The organism is Arthrobacter sp. P1_B4 (genome assembly GCF_056406555.1).
On the sequence record NZ_JBFTZW010000033.1, the window covers coordinates 1 to 14,851 of the forward strand.

Below are 14,851 nucleotides of genomic sequence, written 5' to 3' on the forward strand. Positions count from 1 at the left end.
GTTATGTGAGGTTCAGATTTAAGAGATTGTAGGTCTCGGTCGCATGCAAGGGAAGAGGGCGCGTTGACTGACTCGAAAATGGACGGTGAGTGGTTCAGGTTGCCGCTGCGGTTTGACGGATCGGGTCGAATCGGACTGTAAGGCCGAGCGCATTGGCTTGTTTGGTGACGCGACGCATGACGTGGCTGGGGTCGCGTCGGGTGAAGTGGTCGGTCCGAGTTCGTGGTAGTCGAGGTTGTTCACAAGCATGTGCCAGATCGCGGTGAGCAAAGAATGCTCGATAGCGACTATGGCTCGTTGTTTGCCTCGTCTGGCAGCGAGCCGGTAGTAACGTTCGCGAAGGTAGGTGTTTTTGGTCCGGGCTGCGCCCATGGCCGCGTTGCCCAAGGCAGCTCCGAGTGCTTTGTTGCCTTTTCGCCGGCCTCCTGGCTTTTTGATTCCGCCGGATTCGTGGCTGCCAGGGCATACTCCCGCCCACGAAGCCAGATGCGCGGCGGTCCGGAACCTGGTCATGTCACCACCTGTCTCGGCGATGATCACCGCAGCGCCTTTGCGGTCAATACCCGGGACGGTCACCAGGTGCTCGACCGTGTCGGCGAACGGGGCGAGTTCGGCGTCGATCCGTTTGGTGACCTCCTCGATGACGGCGCTCAGTTCATCGATCCGGCGCAGGATGATTGCGCAGAGGAACGCGCGGTGGTCATTGAAGCGACCGGTCAGCGCCTCGACCAGGGCATCGTGTTTGAGCCGCAGCTTCTGTTTGGCCAGATCGGCGAGGACCTGTGGGTCCCGTTCACCGTCGATGAGGGCCTGCATCATCGCCCGACCGGACACCCCGAGGATGTCTGTGGCCACCACGGAGAGCTTCACGCGGGCGTCTTCGAGGACCTTCTCCAGTCGTTGCGCTTCCCTGTTGCGTTCCCGGATTGTCGTGGTCCGATACCGGGTGAGATCACGCAGCCGGCGGATCGGCTCGGGCGGAACCAGCGAGGGCCGCAGTAACCCGCATTCGATGAGTTGACATAGCCACGCCGAATCACTGACGTCCGTCTTGCGGCCCGGAAGCCCTTTGCATCGCGGGCATTGACCAACATCAACTCGAACCCGGCGTCCTCCAGCAGGTAATACGCGGGTTTCCAATAGTCGCCAGTAGCTTCCATCGTGACCACGCTGACCCGTTCGCTGATCAGCCAATCCTTTAACTCCAGCAGAGCATTAGTCATGGACGCGAAGGTTCGAACTTCCTGCGACCTTTTACCCTTCCGGTGCGGGTCCGGCGCCCGGACACATGCCTTGACGTCACGCTTGCTGATGTCCAGAGCAGCGCACCGTTCTCGTAACACTTCCATCGATCGTCCCTTCTCCGGTCCGTTGCGGCGGTGCCGCCCGGGGAGGCCTGCAGGACGAAAGAGTCTGACTCACGTGCTCGAAGCAACAATCCGTAGTTCCTGTCAGCGGCCTCCGGTCTCCAAACTCATTTGCTGGCTCCAACCGCACCAAGTCAACGCGGGGTCACCGGACGACCACAGAATTTTCCTCCATCCGTGGCGCGGCCGGTAGGCAGCCGATCAACTCATGAAAGATGCCCGCGGAGCGTTATTCGAAGAATCATTTGAGAATGCCCGCGGAGCGGCGTGTCCGCCGGGGCGATGTCTGCCGCTTCGGCACTGTGAGCCATGAAGCTTTCGATGAGTGAACGCAGGGCTGTCACGAAGGTCATCGCCACCCGCTACGCCCGATCGGACAGGGCAGTGAAGAAGCAGATTCTGGATGAGCTGTGCGCAACGACCGGATGGCACCGCGACCACGCGCGCAAGGCCTTGCGGACCGCGCTGGTCCTGAAGCCCGTGCGGCCCAGGCCGCCATGGCCGCCGCTCTACGGGGAGCCGGTGATCGAGGCCTTGAGGTTCTGTTGGGCGGTCCTCGGGACCCCGTGCGGGCGACTCCTGGCGGCGGCGCTGCCGGATCTGGTGCCGCGCCTGCGACGCTCAAAGAACTCGAGATCGATGCCGGGGCTCAAACGTTGCCAAGGGAATTGGCGAAAGTTCAATTCCAGAGCGCTCAGGATGATTATCCTGCGCGCGGCGACCAAGCCGCAGTTCTGTCCAGCACGCAGCATGCGTGGCCCCGGTTCAGTGAGCCGCACTAACGGTTCGCAAACTCGCTGGCAGGATTCGCCAGCTCGTTTGGCAATTCGCCAACAAGGCTTTGCAAGCCACACAAAAACAAAGTGAGACGAGTTCTCTCTACTTCTACTCGTCCCACTCAAACGCCGATAATGAAGATTACGTCAAGTAAGCAGGCTGATAGTTGCACAAGCCTCCTAAAACGGGTCTACCCCACACCCCCTCTCGCAAGACAAAATGCCGCCGCCGCACGATGGTGTGATGTCCTGGGAGACATGGCTGAAAAACTAGTTAAAGGCCATCCGCCAAGGGGATCCGCCGGTCCAGCCGATACCCTCCAGAAAGATGTCTTCAGCAGCCTCTATGGCATCGCCCCGCGAAGGATCGTTCGGACTGGTCTCTGCGAATAAATAGTCCGTCCAGTGGCGCTCCATCCGAGACCATTTGGACAGCAGCCCGGGATACCAAAAGACCCACAGAGAGTCCAAAGGTACGCGTTCATCCAAGGCGGGCAGTAGATGCCCGATCACCGGTCCCCCGGTGATGAGCTCCGACGCAAACCCGTCCATGGGATGGATGATCAAGAAGGCATTCCTGGACACGCCGGAGGATCCGACTTTGTGCCGCAGGGCCTCCGAAGCCTCCGTGATCTTCTTCGAGCCCAGTTCAAGAATCTCAAGGGCGTTCTGTATTTTGACCTGGTAGGTGTCGCCCAGCCTCATAGTGTATTCGTGCTTGCGCCACTTTCCAGGAAGCGACTTGACCTCTACAGCTGCGCTGAGCGACTCGCCGAACGGCCAGGGCGGTGTTTGAGCGCTGCTGCGCTCAAACACAAGGTCGACCCCGCCGTCTTCATCCACGGCCACCGGCAGAGAGTGCAGTGCGGTGAGAAGGATCGCCGCTATATGCTCCCCGGATCGCACCTTCAGCTTCTCTGCGCCCGGCATCTGAGCCAACTGCTGCGCTGCATCAACCAAGGCCGGGGCTGGCGTGGCCACCACCGAAAGCCCTTCGGGTCCGAGCTCCGCAGGACGTTCCCCCCACATACCTGTTTCGCAGCGCACTACACGTCTTTCTGGACCCTTCAGCGGGTCCGGGCTCCTTGGTCTGCAGTACCCGTATCAGGCTCCTGGTCAGCGAACCAGCGTCAGCCTAGGCCGCTCGTCCACAAGCCCCAGCACTTGCCGAACCCGTTCCGGAGCCCACCTGAGCTCATTTGCCAGATCGACCACAGAAAACCCTATTTTCTCAGCAACTTTCATTGCCTCGGTCAGCAGCATCGGGACTTCTCCCGGGTAGTCAGCCACGGACGCCTCCTGCCGGTTGCCCGACCTCAGCTTTTGGTACGCACGTCGAACGGAAACGTCTGAGGCGCCCTTGAGTTCCTGCATGCGAAACACCAGCGCTTCCGGCGACACGCCCCACGTCTGGCTGATCTGGCCAAGCCGTGGAAGGTTCATGGTGGCGGGCAGAACCGGCTCTATCTCAGACCGGGGCATCAGGAACTCGGCAGCAAATGCATCAGCTTCACGTTCCTGCCGCGGGTCCCCGACAGCGAGTTCACGATGGAGGATGAGATGGCCGAGTTCATGGGCGCACGTAAACCTGTGCCGGTAGACAGAACGGGCTCTTTCCGGGGTCACGACGACGATGGGGCGGTTGAGTGCAGCTGTCGAGAACGCGTCCACCCTCGCGGCTTCATCCTGGTCGCCACGCAGAGTGAGAACCGAAACGACGATGCCGTTGCGCTCCATGAGCTCCACCAGGTTGGAAACCGGCCCGCTTGGAACCTCCCAGTAGGCTCTGAGGGCCCGCGCTGCTTCTACGGCGGACATGCTGCTGTCCGCGTCATTGAACGGGACATTCACATCCGGGAAAGCTACCCGCTTTTCAAGCGCGAAAGTTACCTCCCACACCTGCTCGACAAAGGAAGTGGCCTTGAGCCGCTCCGACGCACGCGTCGAGCGAAGACTGCGGAAGTGGGCCTGGGAGACGTCCAGTTTTCCTATCGGCCGGCCCATGGCAAAGAACGCAACGGGCTGTCCCAACTCCTTGGCCAGCAGGCCGAGTACCTCGGGACGTGGTGTCACGCCGGCCTCGTATTGGCCGATGGCCGCTCCCGAGACACCAACCGCGTCGCCAAGCGCTTGCTTGGTAATCCCTGCCAGCCGCCGCGCCTGCGTCAGCCTGGCAGCATCAAAGTAGTCTCTGACAGCCTGGGTCGACATCAGTTCTTCGGTTGAAAACAGAGTGAGCTGCCTGGTCATGATCCGGATGCTTCCTTAGGCATCAGGTTGAGGCCACGGCGGGGCTCGGAATCGAAGCTCTTCGGCTCCGGCTTTGCTGCTGCATCCGCTGAATCCGCATGGAACAGCTCCTGGGTGTTCTGCAGGATAAGCATGCCGTCCTCATCCAGTTGGGCATCAGCCCACACTGCATGGTGCAATGCCTGATGGTTGCTGGCATAGGCAACAACTACTACCCGGTGGTGCTTGAGCGACTCGGAACCGTCCATCTCCTGCAGAGCGTCAACAAGTTCGATTTCCTCGGGCGTCAGGGTGGCGCGGGCGCCGTCCCCGAGGTCGAGCATGCCCTGTGAGGGGCCCACCGGCATGGAAAAAGTGCCGATCCGGGAATCCGAAGTCCCATACTTCTGCTGGTGCAGGTCTGCCGTCGCCAGCCTGGAGTACCGCCAAGGAACGAGAGCCGTGCCGTTGACGACGAGTACCTTGGGCTTGCCGCGGCCAGGGCGCTTGAATTCGACTCCCTCAAGGCCCGCCAGCGCCTCCTCGAGCCTCTCCTGGACGGTGTAGCTCACCTGACCGTAGGACCGCTTATGCTTCGACCGGATTAGCGCCTGGCCGTCGGCATGCTCATTGTGGCAGTCCTTAAGGGTGGTCAGGATGGTCTCAGGAAGGCTCTTTCCGTGGGCACTAAAGCGACGAAATGACCATTCGACGTCGACCGCGTTCTTCAAAGCAACCTCCTGTAGTTTTCTACCTGAAACCTACATGGCCACTTTAGAAAAATCCAAGAACGCGACACTTTCGGCGTGTCGCCTCTCAACCGGGTGGCCTGAGGGGCCGACCGTATCAAAGCTCGGCCTTTAAGTAGCGCTTCCCCAGATCCATTGATCCGCCCTGGTTCATGATGTCCAGGGCCAGACTGCGGACCGTATCCAGAACCTCTTCGGGACGACTGTTGGCAGCGAGAATCCCGGTCACCGGCTGGAACTTATGGATACCGGTCAGGTGGTCACGGTCACGAAGGTGGTCGACGCCCTTCTCGAAGGTCCGGATGAATATGGGCAGGCCGCCTCCGGTGCTCATAAGCAGACTGATTTCGAAATCGCTGGTCATGTCCAGCCGCTCGGCTGTAGCTCTTGCAAGATGGACGATGTGGGCTGAAAGCTGTTGGGCATCCATGGCGTGGACGTCGTTCGTTTCGAAACCTTTTCCTTTGACCAGGGCCTGGTAAGCCAGGCTCACGCTTCCATCGTCGTGGATTTCGACGACTCCGGAGGCTTGACCGCCGCGCCCCCCTAGAGAACGCCATTTCCGATACCCGGCTCGTGCATTTGAATCGACGTAGTCGAATCCGTCCCTGCCCTTCAGGTAGGGGTTCCCGTGCACCAGGGACGCCAGAATGCTCCCGGCATCCTCCCGGCTGATCCGCCCCGCGTATGCAGGACGGGGGCTTGTGGGACGTGCCGCCGCCGCAAGCACGGTTCCGTCATTTAGACCGCTCATGGTTTGGTCAAGGAGGTCCGCGAGGTCCCTGGAGTTGTTCCTGCGGTCCTCGAAGCGCGTGCGGTAGGCCTGTTCGATGTCCCGCTCGCTCATGAACACGGTTTGGGCGCCGTAACGTCGCGGCGCTCTAAGGGCATCGTCCTTCATGGCAAAGTGCGGCATCTCCAGACTTGCCGGCACCGACAGGATCACGGCAAGGGAGCCATCGTTCTGGTCTTCCAAGGGAGTGAACTCCAGGCCGTGAACCGGCGGCTGGATCAGGGAATACGCCCAGCCCCTCAGTTTCCGCTCGATGGCATCCGTCCACGCCTCTACGGGAACTATGTCCTTCGCCGCGCTGCTGGCCCTGTCTTCGGCCACGCCGTAAACGATCATCCCTCCCCCACCGTTGACCATGGCTGCAACATCCTTAGCAAACTCCTCAGGTGCTTTGGGATTGCGGCTGTCAGGCAGCCTCTCCTTCCAATCGAGGTCACCTTTTTCCGTAACCTGCCGCTCGATAGCGCTGTGGAGCATAGCAAAGGCCGGCTCGGAAGGAGGGAGCCCAAGGGCGCGGTGTAGAGGTGTGAAAGCCATGGATGAAATTCTTGCACCTGGATGGGCAGGACATGTCCCCCGTAGTAAGGCGCTTAGCTGCCCTTGAAAAGCTTCCGGTGCCTTGCAAGGAAGGTCTGAGCTCGTTTCTTTCCGGTCCGCCAACCACGTGTATGCATCCCGACAAGCTCAAGAGGCTGGTTAAGTGCTCGAAGCTGATCTTTACTGAAACGGCCTTCTGCGGGGGTACAGCGCAACCGCAGCTGGGTGAGCTGCTCTAGTTCACCCGCAACCTGCATCACCTCGGCACGCCAATCACCAAACCCAGATCGCGCACCTCAGCCAGTAGAAGTCAGGTCGCGCACTAAGGGCTACACCACCTGCGTCTCAATTTCGGGAGAACCAAAAACTTCCGCCGGTATTGGTGCGCGTGTGTTGGGGTGTCGTGACGTACACCCCAACCTGACGTCAGGCAGCGTTAGAAAGAGCTGTCAGAATAGGGTGCCAAAACCGGCTCTTCCACATGCCCGGAGAGCAGTCTTAGACTTCAATCTGACAGCCAGCCCTGCTGCGGGAGCTGATGCAGTGTGCTCCGCATTTGTTCCTGCTGCACGTATCCAAGCCGCGCGATCTGGACGGCTATGTCACTGACGCGCAGCTCGACGCCGTAGCCAACGGCGCGGCGTAAATGGTGAGTGGGGGCACTTTCACTCCTGAGGCAAGGTACTTCGCTTGCTCCAGCAATGGGTTGGGTTGCTTGGTGGCGGCGTGAACCCCTCCGGCCACACTGTTATCTCGTCGTAGCAGACGTTCGTCAGGTTGGTCCTAAGTAGTTGAGCTCCGAAAAGATTCGTGCCAGTAAGGCTAGATTCTGATAGATCGGCGTCTTCCAAATGTGCATTTTGAAAATTGGCATTGTCGAGAGCCGCTGCCTTAAGATGGGCCCGATCTAGAAAGGCGCCCTGCAAGTCCGCGAACATAAAGTTCGAATAGTTCAGGTCAGCTTGAGTGAGGTATGCCCCGGAAATTTGGGCGTCCTTAAAGGTGGCTTCCGGTAAGGACGTGCCAGTCAGATCGCTAGCTGTTAGATCGGCAGCAGTGAGGTCGGCGGCAGATAGTTGCAAGCCAGCCAGATTTATTTCTTTCAAGTCCATACCCCGAAACGGGCGATCCTGTTTTACTTCCGAAGAACGTTCTCGCACAAAACGCAGGTTCTCTAAGCGCTCCTCTCGAGAGGATCTGTCATCGTCAAGTGCAGCTTGACCCAACATTGTCGCTGCAGCGACTATGGCGCCAGAAACAAGGCCAACTAGTAAGTCATGACGCCRGGATGGTTTTGTTTGCACAAGGCGCCGATTCTTGACGTACGGCCTTCGGATCAGGGTCTTCACGCTCCGACAGTACGACAGGCCCCGATAAGTGAACGTCAGCAACACAGCAGAGGCCTGCTTATGGCGGGATTTCAGGAGAAACGCGTATGGGATTCCTCGAACGTAAGGCCGCTTGAGGTCACCTTCACCTGCTACCGTTCACCGGCAGCAGGTGGTCTCAACCGCGTTAGKGGCAGAAGCTGAACATAAGCATGAGGCGCTGCCAGGCTGCTCAACCACGAGTATGGAGTAGATACCCGCCCGGGGGTAAGGAATTACGCCGCTGATGTCAGCGCCACCCCAGCCCACACTTCCTCGCATTTGAATTGTGCAACAGCCTGGTTTCGGTACCCACAGCCGGGGACAATCCTGATGGGTTATCCACCGCTACTGCTGCTGAGGGAGCTCCCCCAAATGGCTCCCGTTCCAGCCGTGGATAACCCGGATTGCCCCCAACTGTGGACTGCCCCTAGGCAGGCAGTGCCCGAGCGTCGGGGAACCATCCGGCTGGTGCTTTCTTTGGTTCGAGGTGTTCGGGGTCGCGGTGTTCTTTCATGTCGCAGTTGTAGAACGGTCCTTGGGGGTCCAGCAGGATTCTCATGTGGTGGTCTGCGTGGTCGCGCCACCAGACGCTCATGCCGGTGGCGGGGTCGAGGCGCAGGTGTTCCCAGGCGCGCCAGAGAGCCGCGATACGTGAGACGGCTTCGGGGTGGAAATACCACTCGGTGCACCACTTTGCTGATTTCCCGGTGACGCTGCGGACATACGTGGGCAGCAGCTGCTCGTGCAGGAATTCTTCGGCCGAGCCGTAGACGAGCTCCGGTGCCTTCTCCTTGCCCTCGTCGTGGCTCTTTCCGGGATTAGGTGCGGGAGTATCTGTGTCGAACAGTCCGAAATCATCTGCCATGATTGACCGTTCTCCTTAGCCGGTGACCCAGGGATTAGCTGCCGGTGCGGCCGGGACCGGGACGGCGTCTTCTTCCGGGCGGGGGCTGTACTTTTTGATCGACGCCTCCACGGCTTCCTTGTGCCGGCCGGTGTACCAGGGCATGGTCCGGACCAGCGTGGCGGGTGCGCCGGAGGCGAGGACCACGGCGCGGCCACGGTCCAGCTCCGCGAGGTTGGAGACATCGAAGATGCGTTCCTTGCCCTCCTGCCGGGAACGGCTGGAGCCGGACTTGCCGGAGGAGATGGAGACGTTGGTGTAGCTGTAGTCCCCAATCAGGTCAGAGAGTGCCCGGAGGAAGCCTTCTTCGGCGACGCCACCACCGTAAACCTTTACGTTCGCGGCGGACCAGATTTTCCGCATGTTCGCCTCGCCCCACAGCTCGACACCCTGTGACCAGGACTGCAGGATGCCCATGACGATCAGGCCCTTGGAGCCGTAGTGGCTGAACTGGTCCGGCAGGGCTGCCCAGCGGACGACGTTGGCCAGCTCATCGAGGGCGAACAGCGCAGGTTTGGGCAGGCGGCCGCCGCTGCGTTCGGCCCGTTCCTCCATGGCCTCAGCGATCGCCACGGTCAACGCTGTCGTGAGCGGGGCAGCTGAGCCGGCCCCTTCCTTGGAGAGGATGTAGATCGTCTCCTGTGAGGCAGCGAAAGCGTGCGGGTTGAACTGGCGGCGGCCATCACTCGCCACGCTTGCGCCGCCGGTCGGGGCGACCCAGCGCAGCGTGTTCCTGGACTTGAGGCACTGGATCATCTTCTCGGCGGTGCCGAAGATGCCGTCGCGCTGTTTGTCGGCCAGCTCCAGTGTGGACTCCAGGCCCTTGTACTGCAGCTCGTAGTCATGCTCTTTCAGGATGTTGATCGGTTCACGGTTTACCTGCTCCGTCACCCACAGGTAGACCTGCGTGATGGGCCGTTCCCCGAGCGCGGCCGCGAGGAAATATGAGGAGAGAATGTCTTCGGCTTTGGGGTCGAAGTAGGCGTCCGGTTTGGACCCCGGGACCCGTGAACCGACAGAGAAGTGCTGGGTGAGCTTGTACGCCTTCTCCTCGTCCGTGACGTAGGAGAGCGGGTTCCACCACCAGTCCGGTTCCTCTTGGGCGATCTTCTGCGGATCGAACACCCATACCGGGGCTGTGTTCTCGCGGGCGCCACGGGTGCCGTCCACGACGTCACGCTTGTTCGAGGTGGACACCACCGCACCCGGTGCGTCCAGGATCGCGGGCATAACCCGGGACGTGGACTTACCGGTACGGGGACCCCAGATATCGAGGCTGAGGTCTTCCCAGGACTGAATGAACGTCTGGGCGGTGGAGACCACCTTGCCGACGACGATGCCCGGGGTGCCTGTCACTCCCAGACGCTCGGCCGTGGCTATCGCGCCCTTCTCGGAGAACGCGGCCAGGGACTTCCCCCGGCCCAGGTACCGGGCCGCCTTGTCGACGCGGGCACGCTTGGAGGCACCCTTCCTCCAGGCTACGAGCACGACGATGGCCAGGACCAGGACCACGCCGGCCATGAGGGCGGCGGCGACGGTGGACTGGACGGGCCAGGGCACGCGGCCCTTGATGAGCCCGGCGATCAGATCAATCGGATGTTTGGGGGGTGCTTTGATGCCGGCCATCCAGGACCCGAGGTGGGCGGCCGCGTAGGTCCCTCCGCCGAAGATGATGATGAAGCCGATGGCGAACCAGACCAGCAGGGCATCGCCGAGGCCCATTCCTTTACGGTTCGGTGCGCTCACAGCGAGCCTCCCTCAAGGAGTACGTCAGGGGTCATTGGCTCGAGGAGGCTTTCCGGTGCGTTATGCCACTTCCCCTCGGTGTCGTTGACTCCATCCGGGCCTTGCTCCAAAGATGTCAGTCCCACCAGCAGCGGGATCCCTGGCCGGCCGCCGACCTTGATGAGGAACTTCCCGCGTCCGGGAGGTTCGACGTCGAGCCCGCGGGAGTCCCAGGCGGGCGGGTCCTGCCAGGAGATGAGCTTCTGCTGCTCCTGCCGGGACAACGGAATGGCCGCGGTCAGCAGCGGCATCTCGGAGGCCGGCAGGCCGCCGCAGATCACCATGCCGGAGCGCTCAACGAAGCCACGGGCCTTCATCCGGTCCTCTTCCGCCGGCAGCGCCAGCAGGTCGGACATGGTGTGGGAAATCATGATCTGCCCGACACCAACGGAACGGTTCAACCGGGTCAGGGCGTCCACCCGGTCCACCATTCCTTTGCCGGCGCGCAGCGCCCGCCACAGCTCGTCCAGGACCACGAAGTAGTTCCGTCGCGGTTCCAGACCGGCGTCCGCGAGGGCGTTGGCGACGTTGACGGTGCCGAAACCGTAGGACCAGCACGCGAGCAGAATTGCGGCCTGGAGGTCGGTTTCTGTCTCGTCAATGCTGGAGACGTCGAAGACCACGGCGCGGTCGCGCATCATGGGGTTGGTGGTGTGCCGGGAGAAGATTTCGCCGAGCTTCCCGCCACCGGTCAGGCCCAGCAGGGTTGCTTCCAAGGCGCGGGTCTCCTGCAGGTAGACGGCCATGTCCCCGCGGTCAAGCGCGACCTGCCGGAGCTCATCGGGTGCGGAGATGATCACGTCCAGCAGGTCCTTCAGGACAGGAACACCGTCGAACCGGTCATCGAGGACCCGCAAGGCACGGTCCAGGATGGTCTGTTCCTGATCGGTGGGCGGGTTGTTCCGGCTGATCGTGATCAGGGAGACAACCATTGTCAGGCGACGGCCGTGCGCGTCGGCGCGGACCCGGGCGGCGTCCTCATGGTGGCCGCTGTCTTCGAGCAGCTGCGCCGCTTCGACGGCCTGGCCGGGATCGAGAATGTTCAGGTAGCCGACGCCGCGGCCGAGCCTGATGACCTGGCCGCCGAGCGCCTGAACCGCTTTGACGTGCTCGCCCTTCAGGTCCCCCAGAATCAGGGGGTGGACGCCCTGGGCGGAGAGGCCGATGACCATCCGGCGCACCACGGTGGACTTTCCCAGCCCCGGCTTGCCCAGGATGAACGCAGACGGATTGGAAATCAGGCGTGCCCGCTGGAACCAGCTGATCGGGTCACAGCAGACCGTGGCCTGGGTTTCCTCATGGCGTCCCAGCGGGACGCCGATCATGGGCGAGGACGCCCCGGAGGAAAACGGCCACAGCCCGCAGACCTGAACCGTGGTTCCCCGGTATTCCTTCACGGACGGAACGAGCTGGGCCATACCGCCGCCGCGTCCGGTCCAGCCACGGGCAGCCGGCCCGGCCTCACGGGGCTGCTTCCCAACATTGTCCTTTGGTACACCCTTTACTGGCTTTACTGTCTTTGACGTCAAAAAGTCCTTGAGGGCCATTTAGAGCGCATCCTTGATTTCGGAGGGCAACATGCTGTGCCTGGGAAGGACCAGACCCAGGGGCAGGGACGCGGCGAACGCGGTGTCCTGCGCGCCGTAGGCCCGGCGCAACAGCACCCGGGCGGTGCCGGAGGTCTGTTCCACGGCGGCGACGGCATCGGGGAGGCGGTTCTTGTCGGTCACGGTGGCCGTGACGACCATCCCGAAGTTCACCAGCCCGGCGCCCTGGGCTTCTTCCTGGGCGGTCTGCACGGCGGAGCGGGCATCGACCAGGGCGCGGGCGGAGGGGCGGGTACCGGAGGTGATGCGGACGTTGGCGTTGTTCTGGTCGCGTTCGACCACGGCGGCGGCCCGGGCTGAATCCATCGGCCGGTACAGCAGCGAGATCCGCTTGCGGTCAATGTCCCCGTGCGGGGCCAGCAGCCGGGACAGGACCGAGGAGTTCACCGACCCGCGCGGGGCACCGGTCATGGTCCAGGAGACTGAGAACGCGCTGTCGTGCCGGTAGTCATCCCAGCCGGCCTGCGTCGCGGAGGGTCCGACTTCGCCCCAGGTCAGGGACACCGGGGAGCCGGCGGCGTGCGCTTGATCGATGATCAGGGCAGCGGGAGGGTCGTAGGCGATCCGGACGACCTCGCAGAGTTCCTGCGCGGACATCGGCCTGGCGATGCCGGCGCCGGTGGACTGCAGCCGGGCCGACAGGCCGGGGATCCGGGACGCGAGGTCACGGGCCACATCTTCGGGTGTGCGCTTCTTCGATCCCGCCCGCAGGGAGGCGTTAAACGACAGGGACACCCAGGCCCGGACCGTGGCCGACCCTTCCGGGTACGTCTGTACGACCTCGTTGAGCACGTTCTTGGCAAAATCCGGGGCGTTCGGGTCGATGTTCATCATGACCTCATTGCGGAGCCGGTAGCCGGAGTCCGGTGCGGTCTCGACCGTCACGGCGGCGGCGTCCAGGCCCGCTTCGTCCCCGAGGCCGGCGAGCCAGCCGCCCCAGTTCGCCACCCACACGTCGACCTGCTCCGGGTCCACCAGGGACGCGCCGTCGGGTTCGGTGGAGAAGATCACGGTGTAGTGGCTGGTGGCCGGGACGTGCAGGAGCGCGAAGCGGCGCTTGTAGGAGTCAGTGAACTCGTACAGGGTCGACTTCGCCGCGAGGCCGGGCAGCTGGTACATGCCCCACTGCGTCACACCGAGGGGGCCGGAACGGTAGAGGTTCGTTCCGGAGGACCTGGAGAGCCGGAAGCTCATCCGTGTTCCGAAACGGTCAACAACGGACTGGCCGTGTTTGTCCTTGACCGTCAGCAGCAGGGCGCTGGCCCCGGCTACGGCCAGGACAGCAAGGCCCGGGAACAGGCCCCAGATGGCGAAGCTGATGATCCCGGCCAACAACCCGGCCATGACAATGCCGGTGCCGATGGCGCCGAGGTTGCCCAGTCCGGCAGAGCGCGGGACGCGCCAGTTGCCGTAGGACGGTTCCTTGTATTCGGTATTAATTGCTGCCACTGGGGCCCTCCACTTTTTCTGATTGGCCGGTTGAATCCTGCGCGGTCTGGTGTGCGGCCTGAGAAACCCTGGACGCTGCTTGTGCTCCTACGGCGACGGCCATGCCAGCCGGACCGGCGGCCTTCGCCGCACCCGACGCGGCACCTGCGCTGCCGGCGGCAGCTCCTGCCCCGGTGCTGCCTGCTGTCCCCGCGGTTGCGGCGCCGGTAGCCCCGCCCGGACCGGTAGCCCCCGGTGTCGGCTGACCGCCGTTCCCCTTCGGGCCAGGCGTTCCATTGCTGCCCTTCGGAGCTGTCCCTGACTGGTTGCTTTGTGTGGTTGCCGGGGTCGGGGCGGCGTTGCCCTTACCGCTGCCGCTGCGGCCCAGGGACACGGCGCCTGTGGCCATGGCCCCAACGGCAGCCCCGGCCCCCGCTCCCCCGCCGGAGGCGACGGCACCAACCATCGGCGTCACGAAGCGCATCAGCGCCGGCAAAGCGAACAGCGCGACGATCATCAACGTGAAGCCCGTGATGGAAGTGATCAATGAATCCTTCCCACTGTTGTTACCCATGAGGAGGAATGCGACCGAGTAGACGATGGCCGCCGCTGGTTTGTAGAGGATGAAGGCGATAGTCCAGCCAACTGCTTTCTGGAACCACTGCCTGCCCATCTCCGTGTTCGTGAAGGCCGCGGTGGTGGGCAGGATGCCCGCCAGGATCACCAACATGCCGCTGCGGACCACCATCAAAACGACCTGGACGAGGGAGGCAATCAGACCGATCAATCCCAGAACGATGAGGATAAACACGCCGACACCCGTTTGATTGGCCAGCACGAGAATTTTCATCGACTCGGCAAAGCCCTTACCGTCCGTGGAACGCTTGATGATCTCGGCCGAAAACGCATCTGCGGCGATCACCAGAATTGAGATGACTCCCAGGCCAAGGCCCGAGACAAGAGCCAGCGTGATGAGGGACCGGAGCAGATCCTTTAGCGGTGCTCCGCGTTGTTCCCAAATCATTCGGATGCCACCGAGAATGACCGCGAGGACAGCCAGCGTCAGAGTCCAAACCATCAATTCGCTGTTCACCACGGAGACGACGGGACTCGGCCTCGCACCGTCAGAGCTGGCCAGGTTCACTGTGGGCATGGACACCCAGAAAGTAGACAGTGTCGTCACCATCTGGCTCATGCCCTCCATGATGGCCTTCGCCATGTTGCCTATGGCGTCATCGGCGAGCCCCGAGACCCAGTTCCCTACAGCGCATCCGGCATCGATGGGTCCGCATGATTTTTCTGCCAC

At 62.4% G+C, this 14,851-nt stretch carries 12 protein-coding genes and 1 pseudogene; 1 reads left to right on the plus strand and 12 read right to left on the minus strand.

The genetic code is table 11. The features are described from left to right. Positions 1-18: 18 nt before the first annotated feature. Together AC1D1W_RS12090 and AC1D1W_RS12095 are read right to left on the minus strand one after the other, a co-directional pair. On the minus strand, positions 19-870 hold the full coding sequence (locus tag AC1D1W_RS12090; protein ID WP_476943818.1) for a transposase: 852 nt from the start codon (positions 868-870) through the stop codon (positions 19-21). Between the two features lie 66 nt (positions 871-936). Next, positions 937-1,349 (minus strand): annotated as a pseudogene (locus AC1D1W_RS12095) (IS110 family transposase); the annotation flags it as partial. Between the two features lie 339 nt (positions 1,350-1,688). Here AC1D1W_RS12095 and AC1D1W_RS12100 point away from each other — a divergent pair. Next, positions 1,689-2,234 carry a hypothetical protein gene (locus AC1D1W_RS12100; protein WP_476943798.1) on the plus strand — a complete coding sequence of 182 codons (546 nt, stop codon included), beginning with the start codon at positions 1,689-1,691 and terminating at the stop codon, positions 2,232-2,234. Positions 2,235-2,413: 179 nt separating this feature from the next. On the opposite strand, the gene AC1D1W_RS12105 is transcribed toward AC1D1W_RS12100, so the two are convergent. The 10 genes from AC1D1W_RS12105 to AC1D1W_RS12150 all read right to left on the minus strand — a co-directional run bounded on the left by AC1D1W_RS12105 (position 2,414) and on the right by AC1D1W_RS12150 (position 14,851). Further along, complete coding sequence (locus AC1D1W_RS12105; RefSeq protein ID WP_476943799.1) at positions 2,414-3,124, minus strand: hypothetical protein; 711 nt, start codon at positions 3,122-3,124, stop codon at positions 2,414-2,416. Between the two features lie 135 nt (positions 3,125-3,259). Beyond that, complete coding sequence (locus AC1D1W_RS12110) at positions 3,260-4,393, minus strand: helix-turn-helix domain-containing protein (RefSeq protein WP_476943800.1); 1,134 nt, start codon at positions 4,391-4,393, stop codon at positions 3,260-3,262. Continuing rightward, entirely contained in the window at positions 4,390-5,103 is a 714-nt protein-coding gene (locus tag AC1D1W_RS12115) for a hypothetical protein (RefSeq protein WP_476943801.1), read from the minus strand. The genes AC1D1W_RS12110 and AC1D1W_RS12115 overlap by 4 nt, the downstream gene beginning before the upstream one ends. A 115-nt stretch (positions 5,104-5,218) precedes the next feature. Continuing rightward, a complete protein-coding gene (locus AC1D1W_RS12120; RefSeq protein WP_476943802.1) occupies positions 5,219-6,451 on the minus strand; it encodes an AlbA family DNA-binding domain-containing protein in 1,233 nt (410 codons plus the stop codon). A gap of 665 nt (positions 6,452-7,116) precedes the next feature. Further along, on the minus strand, positions 7,117-7,800 hold the full coding sequence (locus AC1D1W_RS12125) for a pentapeptide repeat-containing protein (protein WP_476943803.1): 684 nt from the start codon (positions 7,798-7,800) through the stop codon (positions 7,117-7,119). Between the two features lie 448 nt (positions 7,801-8,248). Then, positions 8,249-8,686: a DUF4913 domain-containing protein gene (locus AC1D1W_RS12130; RefSeq protein ID WP_476943804.1), complete on the minus strand. Its 438-nt coding sequence runs from the start codon at positions 8,684-8,686 to the stop codon at positions 8,249-8,251. Positions 8,687-8,701: 15 nt separating this feature from the next. Further along, entirely contained in the window at positions 8,702-10,471 is a 1,770-nt protein-coding gene (locus AC1D1W_RS12135) for a type IV secretory system conjugative DNA transfer family protein (protein ID WP_476943805.1), read from the minus strand. Then, on the minus strand, positions 10,468-12,057 hold the full coding sequence (locus AC1D1W_RS12140) for an ATP/GTP-binding protein (protein WP_476943806.1): 1,590 nt from the start codon (positions 12,055-12,057) through the stop codon (positions 10,468-10,470). Before AC1D1W_RS12140 ends, AC1D1W_RS12135 begins: the two co-directional genes overlap by 4 nt. Beyond that, a complete protein-coding gene (locus tag AC1D1W_RS12145) occupies positions 12,058-13,566 on the minus strand; it encodes an SCO6880 family protein (RefSeq protein ID WP_476943807.1) in 1,509 nt (502 codons plus the stop codon). Continuing rightward, a complete protein-coding gene (locus tag AC1D1W_RS12150; protein WP_476943808.1) occupies positions 13,553-14,851 on the minus strand; it encodes a TrbL/VirB6 family protein in 1,299 nt (432 codons plus the stop codon). Before AC1D1W_RS12150 ends, AC1D1W_RS12145 begins: the two co-directional genes overlap by 14 nt.